We start from the raw sequence: 16866 nt of genomic DNA on the forward strand, positions 1-16866 counted from the left end.
GGCATCTCCGTCGGGGAAGCGGGTGGTCGTCGCGCTCGGGGGAGCAGTCACAATTCTCACTCCGCCGGGGGTTTGTGCTGATTCCTGGGGCGGTCCGGGTCGAGCTCGCCCGAGGTGGCCAGGCCGACCCAGATCTCGCCGAGCCTGTTCAGGTGGTCCTGCATGTCCGTCCTCAGACCGGTGGCCGCGGCCGCCCGTTCGGCCGGCGTGTCGTGCTCCGGTGCCATCGGGCCCTTCCGGTAACCGACGCCGTACTCCACATTGACCTCCGGCATGTAGTTGGTCAGGTAGTCCGAGCAGTGCCCGTGTCCCTGCCCCTGGCCGCAGGGCTCGCGTTCGGTCCAGAGATTGACCGTGGTGTAGTTGCCGGTCTCGGCGCGCTGGTTGAGCCGCTCCATCCAGCGGCCCTCGTGCGGCTCGGAGTGCTCCGAGGTCCACCCGAAAGTGTTCAGCGGGATCGAGGTGTCGATGACGTACCGGACCTTGTTGTCCGCGTCGACGGTCTCGATGACGGCGAAGTTCTTCCCCGAGAAGTCGGGCCGGTGGTCACCTCTGACCTGACTGACGGTCTGCTTGCGAACGGCCCGCGCGGCCGCGGCCTCGGTCATGCCCTCCTCGTGTGCGTGCTGTTCGTAGTACTGCTGGGTCAGATGGCGGCGCACCAGGTGGGCGGGGTCCGGGGGCCGGGGCTTCTCGCCGGGCTTGAGGGGCCGGTGGAGATTGCCGCGGTCGGTTGTCCAGAAGTCGTGCCGTTCGTGGAAACCCACTCCCCGTGACTGGGGGTCCAGGTGCCGCTTGTCGTTCTGCTGCGCCTCCGCCTCCAGCTCCGACAGCTTCGACCGGTCGTGGTCCTCACGGTAGTGGTAGGGGTCCGGGACGTGTTCCGGGCTCGCCCCGACCGCGTAGTCCCTGTGCACCGCCAGGCTCAGTCGGCCGAGGGTCGACAGAACAGCGCCCCGCTCGCCGGGGCTGAGCTTGCCGAAGTCCGGCAACCGCTTCACCAACTCGTCGTGGTCAAAGCCGAGTTGGTGCTTCTCGTCGTCCTTGAGGTCGGCGTTGGCGCGGGCGCGGTCGGCGGTCTCCTGGAGGAAGTCACCGAGCGACTTGTCCGTCGTCCTGGCGGCCAGGAAGTCGTACGCGACATCGAGGTCCGTCTGCTCGACCCGCGCGTTCTCGCGACGCCGGAGCACCTGCTGCTCGTTGTCCGGAAGCATGCCGCGGTGGGTCTGGTCGTCGGACTGGTGCTGGTTGTAAGGCGCGGAGCCCTGTCGATCGGCGGCTGCCTGACCGTCGTCGTCGGGCTTCGGCTTCTTCTTCGGAGGGGAGCCGTCCGCCTCGGTGTCGCCCTCCTCCTCGGCCTTGTGCTTGCCGGCCGGGTCGGCTGGGCGGCGGTCGGTGCCGCCCGTCGCCGGGTCGGGGCGGGTGCCGTGGTCGCCGGGACGGTCGCCGCCGTGGTCGGTGGGCGGGAGCGGGCGGCGGTTCGGGTCGAGGGGGACGGCCCAGACGCCGTGTCTGCCGTCGTGCAGCGGTCGGTCGCCGCGGGCGCCGGTCTGGTTGTCGAGGTAGGTGATCTTCCCGTTGTGGTTGACCACGTTCCAGGCGTGGGCGCGGCCGTGCGCGTCCTGGGTGATGATGACGGCCTGCGAGCCGTGGCCGGAGCGGCGGAGCTGCTCCTCCAGGCGGTGGTAGGCCTGGTCCCCGTTGCCGAGATCCCGGAACGGCGCGCCGAGTTGGCGCTCCGCCCGGTCGCGGCCGCCGCGCTCCCCGTCGCTGCTGCCGTCGTCGCTCCGGGGGGCCGCCGCGGTGGGGTTGCCGCTGTACGTGTCGGCACTGGAGAGCGCGACGTCGAGGCAGTTGTTGTCCCGGCCCGGCGCCCGGTGGCCGTCGCCGTTGACCGCGCCCGGCCAGTCGCCGCGCGGATCGGGATGGCGCTGCGGGGTGCCGTCCGGGTTGCGCGGGATCCGGCTCTCCAGATCCTGCTGGTGCCGGGGGTCCACCGGAGCGAGGCCGCCCGGGGTGTCGTGCGGCCTGCTCGCGGAGATCGGCCGGTCGTGCGCGGGGGCGGCCTCGGGGCCGGCGGCCGGGCCGGCGGTCGGGTCGGCGTGGGTCGACGGGCCGTCCGCGTGGGGGCGCTCGTCGGGCCCGGCGTGGTCGTCGGACTTCGGCCGGTCGGTGGTCGGCCGCTCGGCTGACGGCCCGTCGGACGGCTGGTCGGCCGACGGCCGGGCGTAGGCCGCGCGCGGGTCGGGGCGGGGGGTGGTGTCGGGAGTGGCGTCGGGGGTGCGGGCCGGTCGGTCCGGGGCCGGGCGGCCGCCGACGGGCTGCCGCCCGAGCGAGACCGGGCGATCGGCCTGCTCCGGGCGGCGGCCCTGCTGCCCCGGAACGGCCGGCCGGTCGGCGGCCGGGCCGTCGGCGGGTGGCCTGGCCACCGGCCCGGCGCCGGGCCGGTGGGTCGTTGTGCCGCCCGCTGTCGGGGCCGCTGTCGGGGCCGCCGTCGGGACTCCCGCGCCGGGACCGACGGGTCCGGTGGCCGTCGGGTTGCCGGTCTGCTGGCCGGCCGGTCCGCCCGGGTCCGGGGTCACGGTGGGGGTCGTACGGCTCGTCGGCGGGTCGGCCACGACCGTCGAGGCGGTCTGGACACCGGCCGCGCGGTGCGGACCGTCCGAGGTGGCGGGGGGCGTGCCGTCCGGTGCGGGGACGTGCGGTGCCACTCCTGCCGGGGCGGTCCGCGGATCGGTACCACCGTGCGGCGCGGGCGCGGTGTGGCCGGGTGCGTCGGCGGTGGGCCGGGTGGTGACGTTCTCGGGTGCCTGGTGTGCGGGTACGGGCGTCGGGCCGTCGCCGCCTCGGACGGGTCCGTAGGCGGGGGTGGCGCCGTTGTGGGCCGGGGTGTCGTCCGCGCCGCGCACGGGACCGTGCGCGGGGGCGGACGACGGTGCGGGTGAGGGCGTCGCGTCGGGCGTCGCGTGCGTCGCCCCCGCGCCCGGGTGGCCGTCGGGCGTGGTCGGCGTGCTGGGCGGGGTGCTCCGGCTGTCGGAGGCGTCCCGTCCGGCCGGGGTGGCGGTGTTGTCACCGGCCGGCTCGGGGCGGGCGTCGGTGCCCGTGCGGGCGGGGGCGTCCGCGCCGCGGCCGTCCGTGCCGGTGTGGGGGCTCGGTGAGGCGCCGTCGGATGCCGGGGCGGGACGGTGGTCGGAGCCGTCCCGGGGAGTGGCGGACCCGCCTTCCGCGGGCCTCGTGCCGCCGTCACCCGCGGGCTCGGAGCGGCCGTCCGTGCCGGTGTGGGTGGGGGCCCCGGCGTCGGTGCCCGACGACTGCGGAGGCGGCGAGGACGAGGGCGACGAGGGCCGGGCGCCGTCGCTGCCCGCCGGGGTGTGGCTGGGAGCGGGCTCGGGGTCGGAGGTGAGGCGGGTGCCGAACGGGTCGAGGGGTGCCGTGGTGCGGCTGCCGTCGTGGATCGGCTGTGCTGTGGACCGGTCCGTGCTCGGGCCGCTCTGTGCGGTGTCGCCGTGGGCGGCGGACGAGTCGCCGTTGCCGCCCTCGGCGGCGCGGCTGTTCGTCGGGCTGTTCGTCGGGCCGCCCCCGTCGCCGGAGGGTGTGCGTGACGAGCTGCCGCCCGAGCTCGGCGGGGCGGAGGATCCGGACGTTCCCGGGCCGTCGCTGCCGTGTTCGGAGCTGCTCGTCGACTCGCCGCGGCCGTTGCTGCGGCCGGAGTCGGCGTCGTCGGAACCACGGTCGTCGGAACCACCGTCGTCGGAGCCGTGGTCGCCGCTGCTGTCGCCGTGTCCGGCGGCGTTGTCGAGGTGGCGTCGGGCGGCGCCGCCGGCGCGGGACCCGACGCCGTCGCGCAGGGCCTCGGTGAAGGTCTGGCCGGAGTTCTTGGCGGCGTCCTTGAAGTCCTCGGCGCCGCGCTTGGCGGTGCGGCCGAGGTCGTAGCCGTCCTGGGCGCCGAAGCCCTGGTTGACGGTCTGCGAGATCAGGTCGCTGATCATGCCCTGGACGGCGGAGACGACGGGTTCCTTGAGCGTCTCCACGACGGCCTCGACCAGTGCCTCGCGCAGTTCCTTCAGCAGCCGCCGCACGATCATCTTGGTGGCCGTGGTGGCGCCGAGCGCGCCCACCTCGGAGAGGCCGAAGGTGAACGGGGCGGCGGCCTGGGCCGCGATGATCTCGGCGGCGAGGATCACCAGCTGGGCGATCACCGCGATCTTGCAGGTGATGACGATGACGGCCGCGGCGTCGAAGGTGGTGGCGATCAGCCGGGCGGCCATGGCGGCGTCCGCGAGGTAGCCGTCGCCGCCGGTGGAGAACTTGTCGAAGGCCTTGCCGAACGCGTCGACCGAGTCGCCGCTGTTGGCCGAGCGGACGGTGTTCGCCGCGCTCAGGGCGCGGTAGTTGAGCTCGTCGACCTGGTCGGCGAAGTCCCGCCAGACCTGGGCGCACTCGCGGAGCTTGTCCTCGTCCGCCTTCGGCCAGTCGAAGCCGAGCATCTCCAGGACCCACTCGACACTGCCCGGCAGCATCAGCGACACGGGTAAGTTCCCCCAAGAACGGCCCCCGGCCCAGCGGCCAGGAGCAGGTGACTAGCCATAACGAACTGCAGCGTGAACGGCAGGACGAACAGCGCAACGGGCACGCGAAACGTGGCGGACGGGCGAAGCCGTCAGGCCCGCGGGCGGTGCATGGTGCGGATCTCGGAACCGAGCGAGTCCGCGCGGCTTCCGAGGCCGTCGAGGCGACCGGTCGTCTGGTCCTCGTTCTGCGCGTGGTTGTCGGCCATCGCCCGGAGCTTGCCGCCCATCTCGCCGAGTCGCTGGGCGAGTGAGTCCATCGACTCCTGCATGCCGTCGCGCAGGCCCTCGTACACGATGCCGAACTTCTCGCCCAGGTCGTCGTCGCCCCACGGGGGCTCCTTGCCCTCCAGGCTCTGCAGCCGGGACTTCAGCTGGTCGGCGGCCTGTTGGAAGTCCTGCCCGACGTCCCCGAGGGCCTTCCCCTGGGCCCTCAGGATGCTCTCGTCGACGATGACCTGCTGCGCCATGCTGCCCCCACACCCCGTCCCCGTGCCGTGCGGGCCTCCGCTGCGGGAGTCCGTCCGGCGATCATGCGATGCCACGTTCGTCGGATGATCCTACGCAGAAACGCGGTGGGTCGGTTCCCTGACGGTACTTCCGGACCGTCACGTCAGGCCGCGGCGGCCGTCCTCTCCAGGGTGCGCAGCAGCTCGAACCCCGCGGCGTCCAACGAGCGCTGGGTGTTGCTGAGGACGGCGACGGCCACCTTCCGCTCCGGGTCGAAACCGGCGAAGGAGGTGAAGCCGCCGGTGGCGCCGTTGTGCCAGAGCTGGAGGTGGCCGCCCTGCTGCGGGTGGAGGCGTTGGCCGAGCCAGCCGAGGTGGATCCAGGCGAAGCGGTTCCTCCGGTGCTCGGTCGACCGGGTCAGGACGATCGCCTCGGCCAGGTCGTCCGGACCGGAGCCCAGTTGCGCGCGCAGGAAGGTGGCGAGGTCGGCGGCGGTCGACCGCAGGCCGCCCGCCCCGGCGAGGTCGGCGAGGTTCCAGGCGGGCGTCGGCCGGCGGCGTGCGGTGTGCCCCTGGGCGGTCAGGGCGGGACGGGTGACGCCGGTCCCGCTCAGGCCCGTCGGCGCGCAGATCTCACGGTCGACCAGGCGCGGGTAGTCGGTGCCGGCCCGGTGGGCCAGGGCCAGCCCGAGCAGCCCGGCGCCGAGGTTCGAGTACCGGAACCGCCGGCCGGGGGCCGCCCCCAGACGGGTGGCGGCCAGGCCCCGGAGCAGGAGGTCCGCGGTGCAGCCGGCGTACGGGTCGGGTGTCGAGGGCCGGACCAGCGCCCGCAGCAGCATTCCCTTCGGCAGCCGCGGCAGCCCGGAGGTGTGGGTGGCGAGATGACGAAGGGTGATCTCCTCGCCGTCGCGTGACGGTACCGCCGCGCCGTCCGGCAGCAGCCGGGCGAGCGGCTCGTCCAGCTCCACGGCCCCCGCCACCGCCAGCCGCGCGAGGGCGAGCGAGGTGAAGACCTTGGTGACCGAGCCGATCTCGAAGACCGTGTCGGCGCCGGGGGCGCCGGAGCTGCCGCCGCCCGCGCTCCCCGCGCCGCGGATCGCCACGTCGTCGCCCGCCACGACGGCCACCGCCACGCCTACGTGACGCTCCACCAGCCGGTCCGCCGTGCGCTGGGCCAGGTCACCGAGGTCTGTCATGACACCCAACCTAGGGTGCCCGCCGAGCGCCGGAGATCGGCCCGGACGGTGATTTCGCGCCGTCGGCCTCCTCCTTGCGGAGGACGACCGGCCACCGCCGTCCCCGGGCGCGGCACCCTGCCGCGCAGCCGTCAGGGAACGGTGACGACGACCTTCCCGCGGATGTGCGTCCCGGCGAAGTCGGCCACGGCCCGCACGGCGTCGTCGAGCGGGTAGCGGGCACCGACCTCGATCCGCAGGCGTCCGTCCGCCGCCCGGTTCGCCAGGTCCTCCAGGTCGCCCGGCAGCGGGTCGAAGGTGCCGATGTAGACCGGGGTCACGTCCCGGTCCAGCTCGGCGGGGCCGAAGAGCGGTGACACCAGCCGCCCGCCCGGGCGGGCCGCCCGAGCGCTGCCGGCCAGGCCCTCGCCGTTGTTGACGAGGTCGACGACCACGTCGACGCCGCCGGGTACCAGGGCGAGGGCCTCGGCCACCACGTCGGCCGCCCGGTAGTCGACGGTCCCGGCGGCGCCGAGCCCCCGGACGTAGTCCGCGTCCTGGGCGGTGGCCGTGGCGATCACCTTGGCGCCGAGCGCGGCGGCGAGCTGCACGGCGTACAGACCGACCCCGCCGGTGGCCCCGATCACCAGGACGCTCTGGCCCGCGCTCAGCCCGACCGCCCGCAGCAGGCAGACGGCGGTCATGCCCGATTCGGGGATGGCGGCGGCCCGTACGGCGTCCAGCGCCGACGGCCGCCTGGCCAGCTTGGGTCCGGGCGTCACCACCGTGTACTCGGCCACGGCACCGGCCTGTCCGGTGAACGCCAGCACGGCGTCGCCGGGCGCGTAGCCGGTGACGCCGGTGCCCACCTCGGCGACCGTCCCGGCGGCGTCCATCCCGACCACCAGCGGGTGCTCGACCGGGAAGAAGTCCTTCATCGCGCCGGTGATCAGTGCGAGGTCGAGCGGATTGAGGGCGGCCGCCTCGACCCGCACCACCACCTCGCCGGGCCCGGCGGACGGCGTCGGCAGATCGGCGACGGTGAGGCCGTCCAGCGGCTGGTAGTCGGCGGAGACGAGGGCTTTCACGGGCAGCTCCGGAAGGACGGAAGCGGACGGGGGACGGCGGGAGCGGCGGGCGGACGCCGTACACCGCGCGGGCCCGCCGGACGCGAACGCCCATCCGTTTCTACGCCGCCCGGCCCGCCCGCCCCGGGAGGCTGACCGTGCGACCGGAGGTACTCGACACGGACGGGGGCATCCGCCGCGCCCCGTCGACCGGAGCGGGGGAGTACAGGGCTCAGACCCGGCTGCGGCCGGTCAGGCGGCCCAGCCAACGGCCCGGCCGCCGCGCCGGGCCGCGCTGGGCCGGGACGCCGGCCTCCCGGGACGACCCGGCCGGCGGGCGGGTGGGGCCGAGGTCGGCCTGACGCCTCCTGATCTGCCGCCAGGTGCCGGGTGGGCACGGCCCCTTCGCGCGGTCGTCGAGGAAGTCCTCGTACGGGACCGTCCTCGGTGCCACCCCGACCTCCACCCAGCAGGGCTTGCCGGTCCGGTTCCAGCCGTCGGTGCCCATCCGGATGTGGTCGGGCCGGCCGTCCTTGTCCTTGGTGGTGATCTGCAGGACCTCGGCATGGTCGGCGCGGGCGTTCAGGATCACGCAGTAGTGCCGGCTCCGCTCGTCCCGCTCCCGGTACGGCACCAGGGCGAGCCAGACCTCACCGGGCGCGGGCTTCGCGCCGACGGCTGCGGCCCGGCCGCGCGAGGTGTGCCGGGCCCGGCCGCGGACGACCTTGTACCAGGCCCGGGCCACCGCGCCGACCACCGCGCACTGCACGTCCGCCGCCAGGGCCCAGCCCGGGTCCGGCCCGAAGACCCTCGGGACCAGGAACGTACCGACCAGTGCCGCGACGAGTGAGGCGAGGCCGGCGAGTACGGCCGCCCGTAGCGGCACCGCCCACCGCGGGCCGCGACGGCGGCCGCCCCGCCCCGCCGACCAGTCCACCCCCAGGGCCGCGCCGTAGGAGAGGGCGACGAGGATGCCCAGCTGCGGCAGGGTGGCGTGCAGCGGCGGTTCCTGGCTCGCCAGCGCGTCCGGGATCAGGACGGGCAGGCTGAGCAGGTAGCCCAGCATCACGTAGAGGACGAGGATCAGGACCAGGAGCACACACCCCGGGCCGGATCCTCCCGAACGGCCGTACCGACGCGCCATGTCCGCTGCTCCCCACCCCGCCCGGCCCGGTCGGCCGCAATCTAGCGCAGGGCGCGGCCCGGCGGGGCGCGGTCGCCGCAACCGTCCGCCGGCCCGGCGCCGCCTGCCGTCCGTGCGGCCCGGCTCAGCGCCCCGGCGGCCGGGAGGTGTCCGGCGGCCCGGCGGGGTGGTGCCGGCGGCGGCCGACCAGGACGTCCCAGGCGGGGTCGGGGAGGCCCGGTACGGTCCGTCCGGCCGCCCGCCAGGCGGCCGCGAGGGAGGAGTAGATGGGGGACTCGGGGAAGCACAGGATCGTTTCTGCGCGGACCTCCCGACGGGGAGCCGGCAGTGCGGAGGGAGGCACGGTCATGCCTGGAGCAACGATCGTAGTGCCGCCGCGGGCACGGCCGGGCCCGCGCGTCACCGGTTCGTGGCCCGGCCGTCCGGTAGCCCGGGAGGAGACCCCGCGCCGCCGAGCACCCGCCCGCCCCGGGCGGCCACAGGCGCTCACACCTGGGCGGGCGCCGCTGTGCGGCGGCGTTAACCGCCGCCGCGGGGTCGGTGTGATCTCTCGGTAACGGCCGCTTTCTAACGTACTGAGGGTGGGAAACCCCCACCGCCGGCCGCCGTGCCCCACAGTGGGCGGGCGGCGACGAGGACTACCGAGGGGAGCACCCGTGACGGCGTCGGGCCCGAATGCCACCAGCGCGGTGCGGACCGCCTGTTCCTACTGCGGCGTCGGCTGCGGGATCGTGCTCGACATCGCCGTGGACGGCGCCGGGCGGCGGACGGTGGCCAGGGCGTCCGGCGACCGGAGCCACCCCGCGAACTCGGGCCGGCTCTGCACCAAGGGCGCGACCAGCGCCGACATGCTCGCGGGCGCCGGCCGGCTGAGCACGGCCCTGGTCCGGACCGAGCGGGGCGCCGACCCGGTCGCCACGGACGTGGACGCCGCGATCACCGCCGTCGCGGGCCGGCTGCGGGCGATCCTCGACGAGCACGGGCCGGACGCGCTGTCGTTCTACGTCTCGGGCCAGATGACCCTGGAGGCGCAGTACCTGGCGAACAAGCTGGCGAAGGGCTTCGTCCGGACGAACCAGATCGAGTCCAACTCCCGCCTGTGCATGGCCAGCGCGGGCACCGGCTACAAGCTGTCGCTGGGCGCGGACGGCCCGCCGGGGTCGTACCGGGACTTCGAGCACGCGGACGTCTTCCTCGTCACCGGCGCCAACATGGCCGACTGCCACCCGATCCTGTTCCTGCGGCTGATGGACCGGGTGAAGGCGGGCGCGAAGCTCATCGTCGTCGATCCGCGCCGCACCGCGACCGCGGACAAGGCCGACCTCTTCCTGCAGATCCGGCCCGGGACGGACCTGGCGCTGCTGAACGGCCTGCTGCACCTGCTGGTGGAGAACGGGCACACCGACCCGGCCTTCATCGAGGAGTTCACCGAGGGCTGGGAGGCGATGCCCGGCTTCCTCCGCGACTACCCGCCCGCCCGGGTCGCCGAGATCACCGGGATCCCCGAGGCGGACCTGCGGCAGGCGGCGCAGTGGATCGGCGAGGCCGGCGAGTGGATGAGCTGCTGGACGATGGGCCTCAACCAGTCGACCCACGGCACCTGGAACACCAACGCCCTGGTCAACCTGCATCTCGCCACCGGCGCCATCTGCCGGCCGGGCAGCGGCCCGTTCTCGCTCACCGGCCAGCCGAACGCCATGGGCGGCCGGGAGATGGGCTACATGGGGCCCGGCCTGCCCGGCCAGCGGTCGGTGCTGGTCGCGGAGGACCGGGCGTTCACCGAGACGCTCTGGGGGCTGCCCGCGGGCACCCTGCGCACCGAGGTCGGCCGGGGCACCGTGGAGATGTTCTCGCGGATGGCCGAGGGCGGGATCAAGGCCTGCTGGATCATCTGCACCAACCCGGTGGCCTCCGTGGGCAACCGCAAGACCGTCATCGCCGGCCTGGAGACGGCCGACCTGGTCATCACCCAGGACGTGTACGCCGACACCGAGACCAACGCGTACGCCGACGTGGTGCTGCCCGCCGCGATGTGGTCCGAGGCCGAGGGCGTGATGATCAACTCGGAGCGCAACCTCACCCTGACCCCGCAGGCCGCCGACCCGCCCGGCCAGGCCCTCCCGGACTGGCAGCTGATCGCCCGGGTCGCCTGCGCGATGGGTTTCCAGGACTCCTTCGGCTACACCAGCGCCGAAGAGGTCTTCGAGGAGATCAAGCAGACCTGGAACCCCGCCACCGGCCACGACCTCAGAGGCGTCAGCTACGAACGGCTGCGCGACACCCCCGTCCAGTGGCCCAGCGCCGACGCCGACGGGCCCGACCGCAACCCGATCCGCTACCTCAACGACGGCGTCAGCCAGCGGCTCCTGGAACGGCCCGACGGCACCCGCCCCCGGCTGGCGTTCCCCACGGCGAGCGGCCGCGCCGCCTTCTTCCCCCGCCCTCACCTGCCCGCCGCCGAACTGCCCGACGACGACTACCCGTTCGTCCTCAACACCGGCCGCCTCCAGCACCAGTGGCACACCCTCACCAAGACCGGCAAGGTCGCCAAGCTCAACAGGCTCAACCCCGGCCCCTTCGTGGAGATCCATCCCGACGACGCGCAGGCCCTGGGCATCGCCGAGGGCGACCACCTGGAGGTCGCCTCGCGCCGCGGCCGTGCCGTGCTGCCGGCCGTCGTCACCGACCGCGTCCGCCCCGGCAACTGCTTCGCGCCCTTCCACTGGAACGACCTGTTCGGCGAGTACCTCAGCATCAACGCCGTCACCAACGACGCCGTCGACCCGCTCTCGTTCCAGCCCGAGTTCAAGGTCTGCGCCGTCTCGCTCAGAGTGGTGGCGGCCCCGGAGGGGGAGAGCTGCGCCCTCGTGCCGGCGGCCACCGGCCACACCCCGCCGGCGCCCGGCGCGGCGGTCCCGGAGGAGCGCGCGCAGCAGATCACCCTGCTGAGTGACCTGTTCGGCCTGACCGACCTCACCCGGCCGGCCTTCGCCGCCGACGAACGGCAGTTCCTGGCGGGGTTCCTGGCCGGCCTCGGGAGCGTCCCGCCGCCGGTCGCCGCGGTCCCCGTGCTGCCCGCGCAGTCCCCGGTCGCCCCGGACCGCGCGCTGTGGGTCAACGGTGTGCTGGCCGGGATGTTCTCCCGTACCGCCGCGCCGCCGGCCCCGGCGGCGGGCGAATGGCCCGTCCCGCAGCAGGCCGGGCCGCAGGCGCGCGAGGTGGTCGTGCTGTGGGCCTCGCAGACCGGGAACGCGGAGGAGGCGGCCGGCGCGGCCGCCGTCCGCCTGGCCGGGGCAGGCTGGCGGCCGACCCTGCTCAGCATGGACGACCGCACCCCCGACGCGCTGCCGCCCGGGGTCCCCGTCCTGTTCGTCACCAGCACCTTCGGCGACGGCGACGCGCCGGACAACGGCTCCGGTTTCTGGACGGCGCTGTCCGCGCTCTCCGACCGGGACCGGGCCGCGATCGGCGCGCTGCGGTACGCCGTCCTGGCCCTCGGCGACTCCAGCTACGAGGACTTCTGCGGCCACGGCCGCCGCCTCGACCAACGCCTCGGCGAGCTCGGGGCCACCCGGCTGGCACCCAGGGCCGACTGCGAGCCCGACTACGACGAGACCGCCGCCCGCTGGCTCGACCAGGTCCTGGCGGGCCTGGCCGAGCACACCGGGCAGCTGCCCGACACCGCGCGGGCCGACCCGGCGGCGACGGCGCCCGCAGCTCCCTCGCGCACCTCGCCCGCCGAGCGCGGGTCCGGGTACACCAGGACCTCCCCGTTCGCCACCCTGCTGATCGGCAACCGCCTGCTCAGCCTGCCCGGCTCCGCCAAGGAGGTCCGGCAGTACGCCTTCGACACCCGGGGCGGCGACCACGGCGACCTCGTCTACGAGGCCGGCGACGCCCTCGGCGTCTGGCCGGCCAACTGCCCGGACCTGGTGGCGGAGTGGCTGGCCGTCACCGGACTCGACCCCTCCGAGCGCGTCGAACTGGCCGACGCGGGCCCCGTCCCGCTCGCCGAGGCCCTCCGCACCCGCCTGGAGATCGCCAGACTCACCCCCGACCTGCTGCGCTTCGTCGCCGAGCGCACCGGCGACCGCGACCTCAGGCGGCTGCTGCGCCCGGACAACAAGGGCGAACTGGCCAAGTGGAGTTGGGGCCGGCAGGCGGTCGACATCGTCGGCTCCCACCCGGTGCGGGCCGGTGCGCAGGAGTGGGCCGGGGTCCTCAAGCGCCTGCAGCCGCGGCTGTACTCGATATCCTCCAGCCCGCTGGCCCACCCCGGCGAAGTCCGGCTGACCGTGTCGGTCGTCCGCTACGGCAACGACCTCGGCCGGGCCCGCAAGGGTGTCTGCTCCACCTACCTGGCCGACGCCGCCGACGACGGTCCGGTCCCGGTGTTCGTCCAGCGCTCGCCGCACTTCCGCCCGCCCGCCGACCCCGCGACACCCATGATCATGGTGGGGCCCGGTACCGGGGTGGCGCCCTTCGTCGGCTTCCTGGAGGAGCGGCAGGCCCGCGGCCATACCGCCCCCAACTGGCTGTTCTTCGGTGAACAGCGGGCCGCCACCGACTTCTACTACCGCGAGGAGCTCGCCGCCTTCCGGGCCTCCGGTCACCTGGACCGCCTCGACCTGGCGTTCTCCCGCGACCAGCGGTCCAAGATCTACGTGCAGGACCGGATGCGCGAGCACGGCCCCCGCCTGTGGACCTGGCTCCGGAACGGCGCCCACTTCTACGTCTGCGGGGACGCCGGCCGGATGGCCAGGGACGTCGACCTGGCCCTGCGCGAGATCGTGTCCGTGCACGGCGGCCTGGACGAGGAGGAGGCGGCCGCGTACGTCAAGCAGCTGGCCGCCGACAAGCGCTACGTCCGCGACGTGTACTGATCCGGGCCGGACGGTGCGCCGCCGGGGCATCCGCGGTGCCTTTTCGGCCCGGCGGAACGGCCGCGGGGGCAGTGTTTCCGGCAAAACCCGGATGACCCCCCGAGTGGCTTGAACCGCCCGGGCCGGCGGTGTTTCGATACGGGTCCGAGCAGCGCGTCGGACACCGAGGGGGATCAGTGCGTCAGTTGAGCTCGCTGGGCCGGCTGCCGACCCTCCGCGAGGGCCGGGTGTCGCTGCGCCGGCCGACCGGTGCGGACGCCGAGACGCTGCTCGCAGGCTCCCACGACCCGCTGGTCCGGGAGTTCGCGCAGCGCGCCGACCCGCACCCCGACCAGTGGAACTGCGGCCGGGCCGCGCACTTCGCCGTCCTGGACGGGGACGGACCCGCCGTCGGCTGGGCGGAGCTCGTGAACCTGCGCCCCGAGGAGGCGGCCGCCGACGTGGCCGTCTGGTTGCTGCCCGCCTCGCGCAACCTCCGGGTGGCGATCTCGGCCCTCCGGCTGATCTGTCGATTCGGGTTCGAACAGCTGGAGCTGGAGCGCATCGACGCCCACGCTGCGGCGCACAACATGGGTGTCCAACTGGCCGGAGCCTGGATCGGATTCCGCCGCACCGACTCCGCTCCGCAGCGGCCTGGCGGTTCCCACACCCACCGGCTGAACGACGCCGCCCACGCGACCCTGGTGCCCGGAGACCTCTGCTGACCGGAGACCTCTGCCCGACCGGGCCGGGCCGCACCGGTCACCCGGCGTCGGCCTGCTCGCGGGCCTCGTCCGGGCGCTCCAGGCAGGCCGCCAGATCGGCCCGGCGGCGGATCCCCAACTTACGGAAGCTGTTGGTCAGATGGGTCTCCACGGTGCGTCGGGCGAGGTGCAGCAGCTCGGCGATCTCGGCGTTCGAGCTGCCCGCGGCGGCGAGCCGGCAGACCCGCTGCTCGCCCGCGGTGAGCGACTGGACGCCGGTGTGCCGGCGGGCGGTCGGGCGGGCGCCCGACTCCACGAGCAGCCGCGCCGCGATGCCCCGCTGCCGCACGGCCCCGGTCCGCTCGGCCCGGCCGACGGCCTCGCGCAGGGTCTGCCGGGCGGCGGCGCGCCGACCGCCGGCGCGGAGCATCCCGCCGAGGGTGACCAGGGCCGGGATCAGCTCGGTGTCGAGCTCCGCGTCCCGCAGCAGCCGGACCGACTCCTCGACGGTGGCCAGCCCGTGCCGCCCGCCGGTACTCGCCCCGAGGACGCGCAGGGCGCGGCCGACGGTGCGCGGGGTGCCCCAGATCCGGGCCAGCCGCAGCTCCTCGGCGGCCAGTTCGGCGGCCGGCCCGACCCGGCCGAGCAGCAGGTGACAGTCGGCCGCGGCCGAGCGCCACGGTGTCACGATCGGGCTCACCACCTGCCGGTCGCCCTGGCGGCGCCCGCACTCCAGCAGGTCGGCCAGGGCCTCGTCGGCGGCGCCCGAGGCGAGCCGCAGCAGACCCCGGGCATAGAGGAACTCGCTCCACTCCCAGGAGTCCCCGCCGCCCGCCGGGCTCTCGGCCGTGGCGTCGTGGGCGAGCCGGTGCGCCTCGGCGAGGCGGTCGGTCTCCAGCAGGCCGAGCAGCGCTTGCGAGGTCAGGTGGGAGTTGCCGAGGGCGAGAACGCCGCCTGGGCCGCCCAGCTCGGTGAGGAGCAGCTCGTACTGCCCGCGCATCACCCGGCTCTCCGCGCGGACACTCAGCAGACACTGGTACGCCGGGTGGAGCGGGCTGCCGCGGTGCACGGCCATACCCTCGGCCACGAGCCGGTCGGCCTCCGGGAGCCGGTCCGCCCACTGGGCGAGGGTGGCGGCGGAGGCCAGGACGTAGCCGCGCGAGAAGGTGTCGATCGGGGCGGCGGTCAACTCCTGGACTCTTTCGGCCACTTCGTCGGCCGACAGCCGGCCGCTGGTCGAGTCGAACTCGGTCAGCAGGCCGAGGGCGGCCGGTGCGAGGCCGCCCGGGGTGCGGGTCTCGATCCGGCGCAGTCCCTCGACCACCTGCCGCCAGCTGGCGCCGTCGTGCGAGGCGAGCAGCGCGGCCGCGGCGTGGACGGCGCGGGCCAGGTCGGGGGAGGCGGCGAAACGCTCGGCCAGGTCCTCCATCACGGCCAGGGCGTCGGCGGTCTCGCCCCGCGCGGTCAGCACCGTGCCCAGCGCGTTCGCGGCCTCGAAGACGGCCTCGTCGCGCTGGTGCAGGCGCACCGCCTCGGACAGGTGGCGGATCCCGAGGATCACGTCCTGCGGCCCCGACCGGACCTCCAGACAGCCGAGTTCGAACAGGACCTGGCCGCGGCGGGACCGGCCGAGCGGCTCCTGCAGGGCGCGGCGCAGCAGCCGGACGGCGTTGTGCCGCTCACCGGCCCGCCGGGCCCGTCCGGCCGCTCCGAGCAGCACGTCGGCCGCCCACTCCGGCCCGGCCGCGGGGGCTTCCAGCAGGTGCTCGGCGACCGACTCGTCGGTCTCCCCACGGTCGTGGCGCCACGCCGCGACGGCCTGGTGCACCGCGCCCCGCCGCGCCGCGCCCCAGCCCGCCAGAGCCGCCCGCGGCAGCCAGGGATGGGTGAACGCGTACGACTGCGGCGCGGGCCCGTCCACCAGCATGCCCTGGGCCCGCAGCCAGGCCGCCGCCCGGCCCGCGCCGTCCCCGAGCAGGTCGACGGGTTCGGCCCGGGCGCCCCGGTGGAGGGCCAGTTGGGCCAGCGTGCGCACGCCCTCGGCGACCGGCTCGCCGACGGCGTGCAGCCACAGGTCGACGGCCTGCTGGAAGGAGTCGCCCGGGAGGTCGCCCAACGCGACCTCCCCGCGCCGGAGATCGCCGAGGACGCCGTGCAGCAGCAGGGGGTTGCCGCCGCTGGCCCGGGCGCACTCCGCCACCAGCGGGGCCGGTGCACGGTCCCCGAGCCGGGCCCGGACCAGCTCGGCCACCCCGGCGAGGGCGAGTGGGTCGATCCGGTGGGAGTGGACCAGCGCCGGGGGCAGCGTCCGGCCGAAGCCGGGCGGCCGGCCGGCCAGGCCGGGATGGTGGAGCTCCGTCGCCACCAGCAGGACCGGCAGCCGGTCGATCCGCCGGCCCAGCTGCAGCAGCCAGTCGGCCGACGGCCCGTCGGCGAACTGCACGTCGTCCACGGCCAGCAGCAGCGGCTGCCGGGCCGCGTGCAGCCGCAGCAGTTCCCACAGCTCGGTGCCGGCCCAGCCGGGGCGCCCGGCGCCGGCCGGCGCGGGATCCGGCCCGGCGCCGAACAGCTGGCGGGCGGCTGCGAGGTCGCGCCGCGACTCGTCCGCCGAGCAGCGGGCGCGCAGCACCGTCATGCCGGCGCGCGCCGCCTGGTCGGCCACGGCGTCGAGCAGGGCGCTGCGCCCGATCCCGGTGGGGCCGCCGAGCACCAGCAGGCTGCCCGCGCCGCGTCGGGCGCGGGCCGCGAGGCCGGCCGCCGCGGCGAGCAGGTCCGGTCGCCCGGCGGCGGGGATCCGGCCCGGCCGAACGCGGGCGGACCCCTGTGACGTGCTGATGTCGCCGATCATTCCGTTCCTCCCGACTGTTCCTGAACTGGTCCACGAAGTTCGCGGCGAT

General features: G+C 75.3%; 9 protein-coding genes. 2 read left to right on the plus strand and 7 right to left on the minus strand.

All coding sequences use genetic code 11. The features are described 5' to 3' along the window. Window positions 1-56 precede the first annotated feature (56 nt). The 6 genes from OG871_RS32490 to OG871_RS32515 form a co-directional block, all read right to left on the minus strand. A complete protein-coding gene (locus tag OG871_RS32490) occupies window positions 57-4520 on the minus strand; it encodes a toxin glutamine deamidase domain-containing protein (RefSeq protein WP_371503485.1) in 4464 nt (1487 codons plus the stop codon). A 140-nt stretch (window positions 4521-4660) separates the two neighbouring features. Continuing rightward, window positions 4661-5038, minus strand: coding sequence for a WXG100 family type VII secretion target (locus OG871_RS32495; protein ID WP_371501674.1), 378 nt, complete (start codon window positions 5036-5038; stop codon window positions 4661-4663). Window positions 5039-5181: 143 nt separating this feature from the next. After that, window positions 5182-6213 (minus strand): serine hydrolase domain-containing protein, encoded by a 1032-nt coding sequence (locus tag OG871_RS32500; RefSeq protein ID WP_371501675.1) that lies wholly within the window; start codon window positions 6211-6213, stop codon window positions 5182-5184. A 131-nt stretch (window positions 6214-6344) separates the two neighbouring features. Further along, window positions 6345-7280, minus strand: a complete 936-nt coding sequence (locus tag OG871_RS32505) for an NADP-dependent oxidoreductase (protein ID WP_371501676.1) — start codon at window positions 7278-7280, stop codon at window positions 6345-6347. A 211-nt stretch (window positions 7281-7491) separates the two neighbouring features. After that, complete coding sequence (locus tag OG871_RS32510; RefSeq protein WP_371501677.1) at window positions 7492-8403, minus strand: hypothetical protein; 912 nt, start codon at window positions 8401-8403, stop codon at window positions 7492-7494. A gap of 124 nt (window positions 8404-8527) precedes the next feature. Beyond that, a complete protein-coding gene (locus tag OG871_RS32515; RefSeq protein WP_371501678.1) occupies window positions 8528-8752 on the minus strand; it encodes a hypothetical protein in 225 nt (74 codons plus the stop codon). Between the two features lie 307 nt (window positions 8753-9059). Between OG871_RS32515 and OG871_RS32520 the strand changes: the two genes are divergently transcribed. After that, entirely contained in the window at window positions 9060-13286 is a 4227-nt protein-coding gene (locus OG871_RS32520) for a molybdopterin-dependent oxidoreductase (RefSeq protein WP_371501679.1), read from the plus strand. 176 nt (window positions 13287-13462) lie between these two features. Next, window positions 13463-13990, plus strand: coding sequence for a GNAT family N-acetyltransferase (locus OG871_RS32525; RefSeq protein WP_371501680.1), 528 nt, complete (start codon window positions 13463-13465; stop codon window positions 13988-13990). 37 nt (window positions 13991-14027) lie between these two features. Here the strand turns inward: OG871_RS32525 and OG871_RS32530 are convergent, their stop codons facing one another. Then, window positions 14028-16817 carry a LuxR C-terminal-related transcriptional regulator gene (locus OG871_RS32530; protein WP_371501681.1) on the minus strand — a complete coding sequence of 930 codons (2790 nt, stop codon included), beginning with the start codon at window positions 16815-16817 and terminating at the stop codon, window positions 14028-14030. Window positions 16818-16866 lie beyond the last annotated feature (49 nt).

The organism is Kitasatospora sp. NBC_00374, from assembly GCF_041434935.1.
Classification (GTDB): domain Bacteria; phylum Actinomycetota; class Actinomycetes; order Streptomycetales; family Streptomycetaceae; genus Kitasatospora.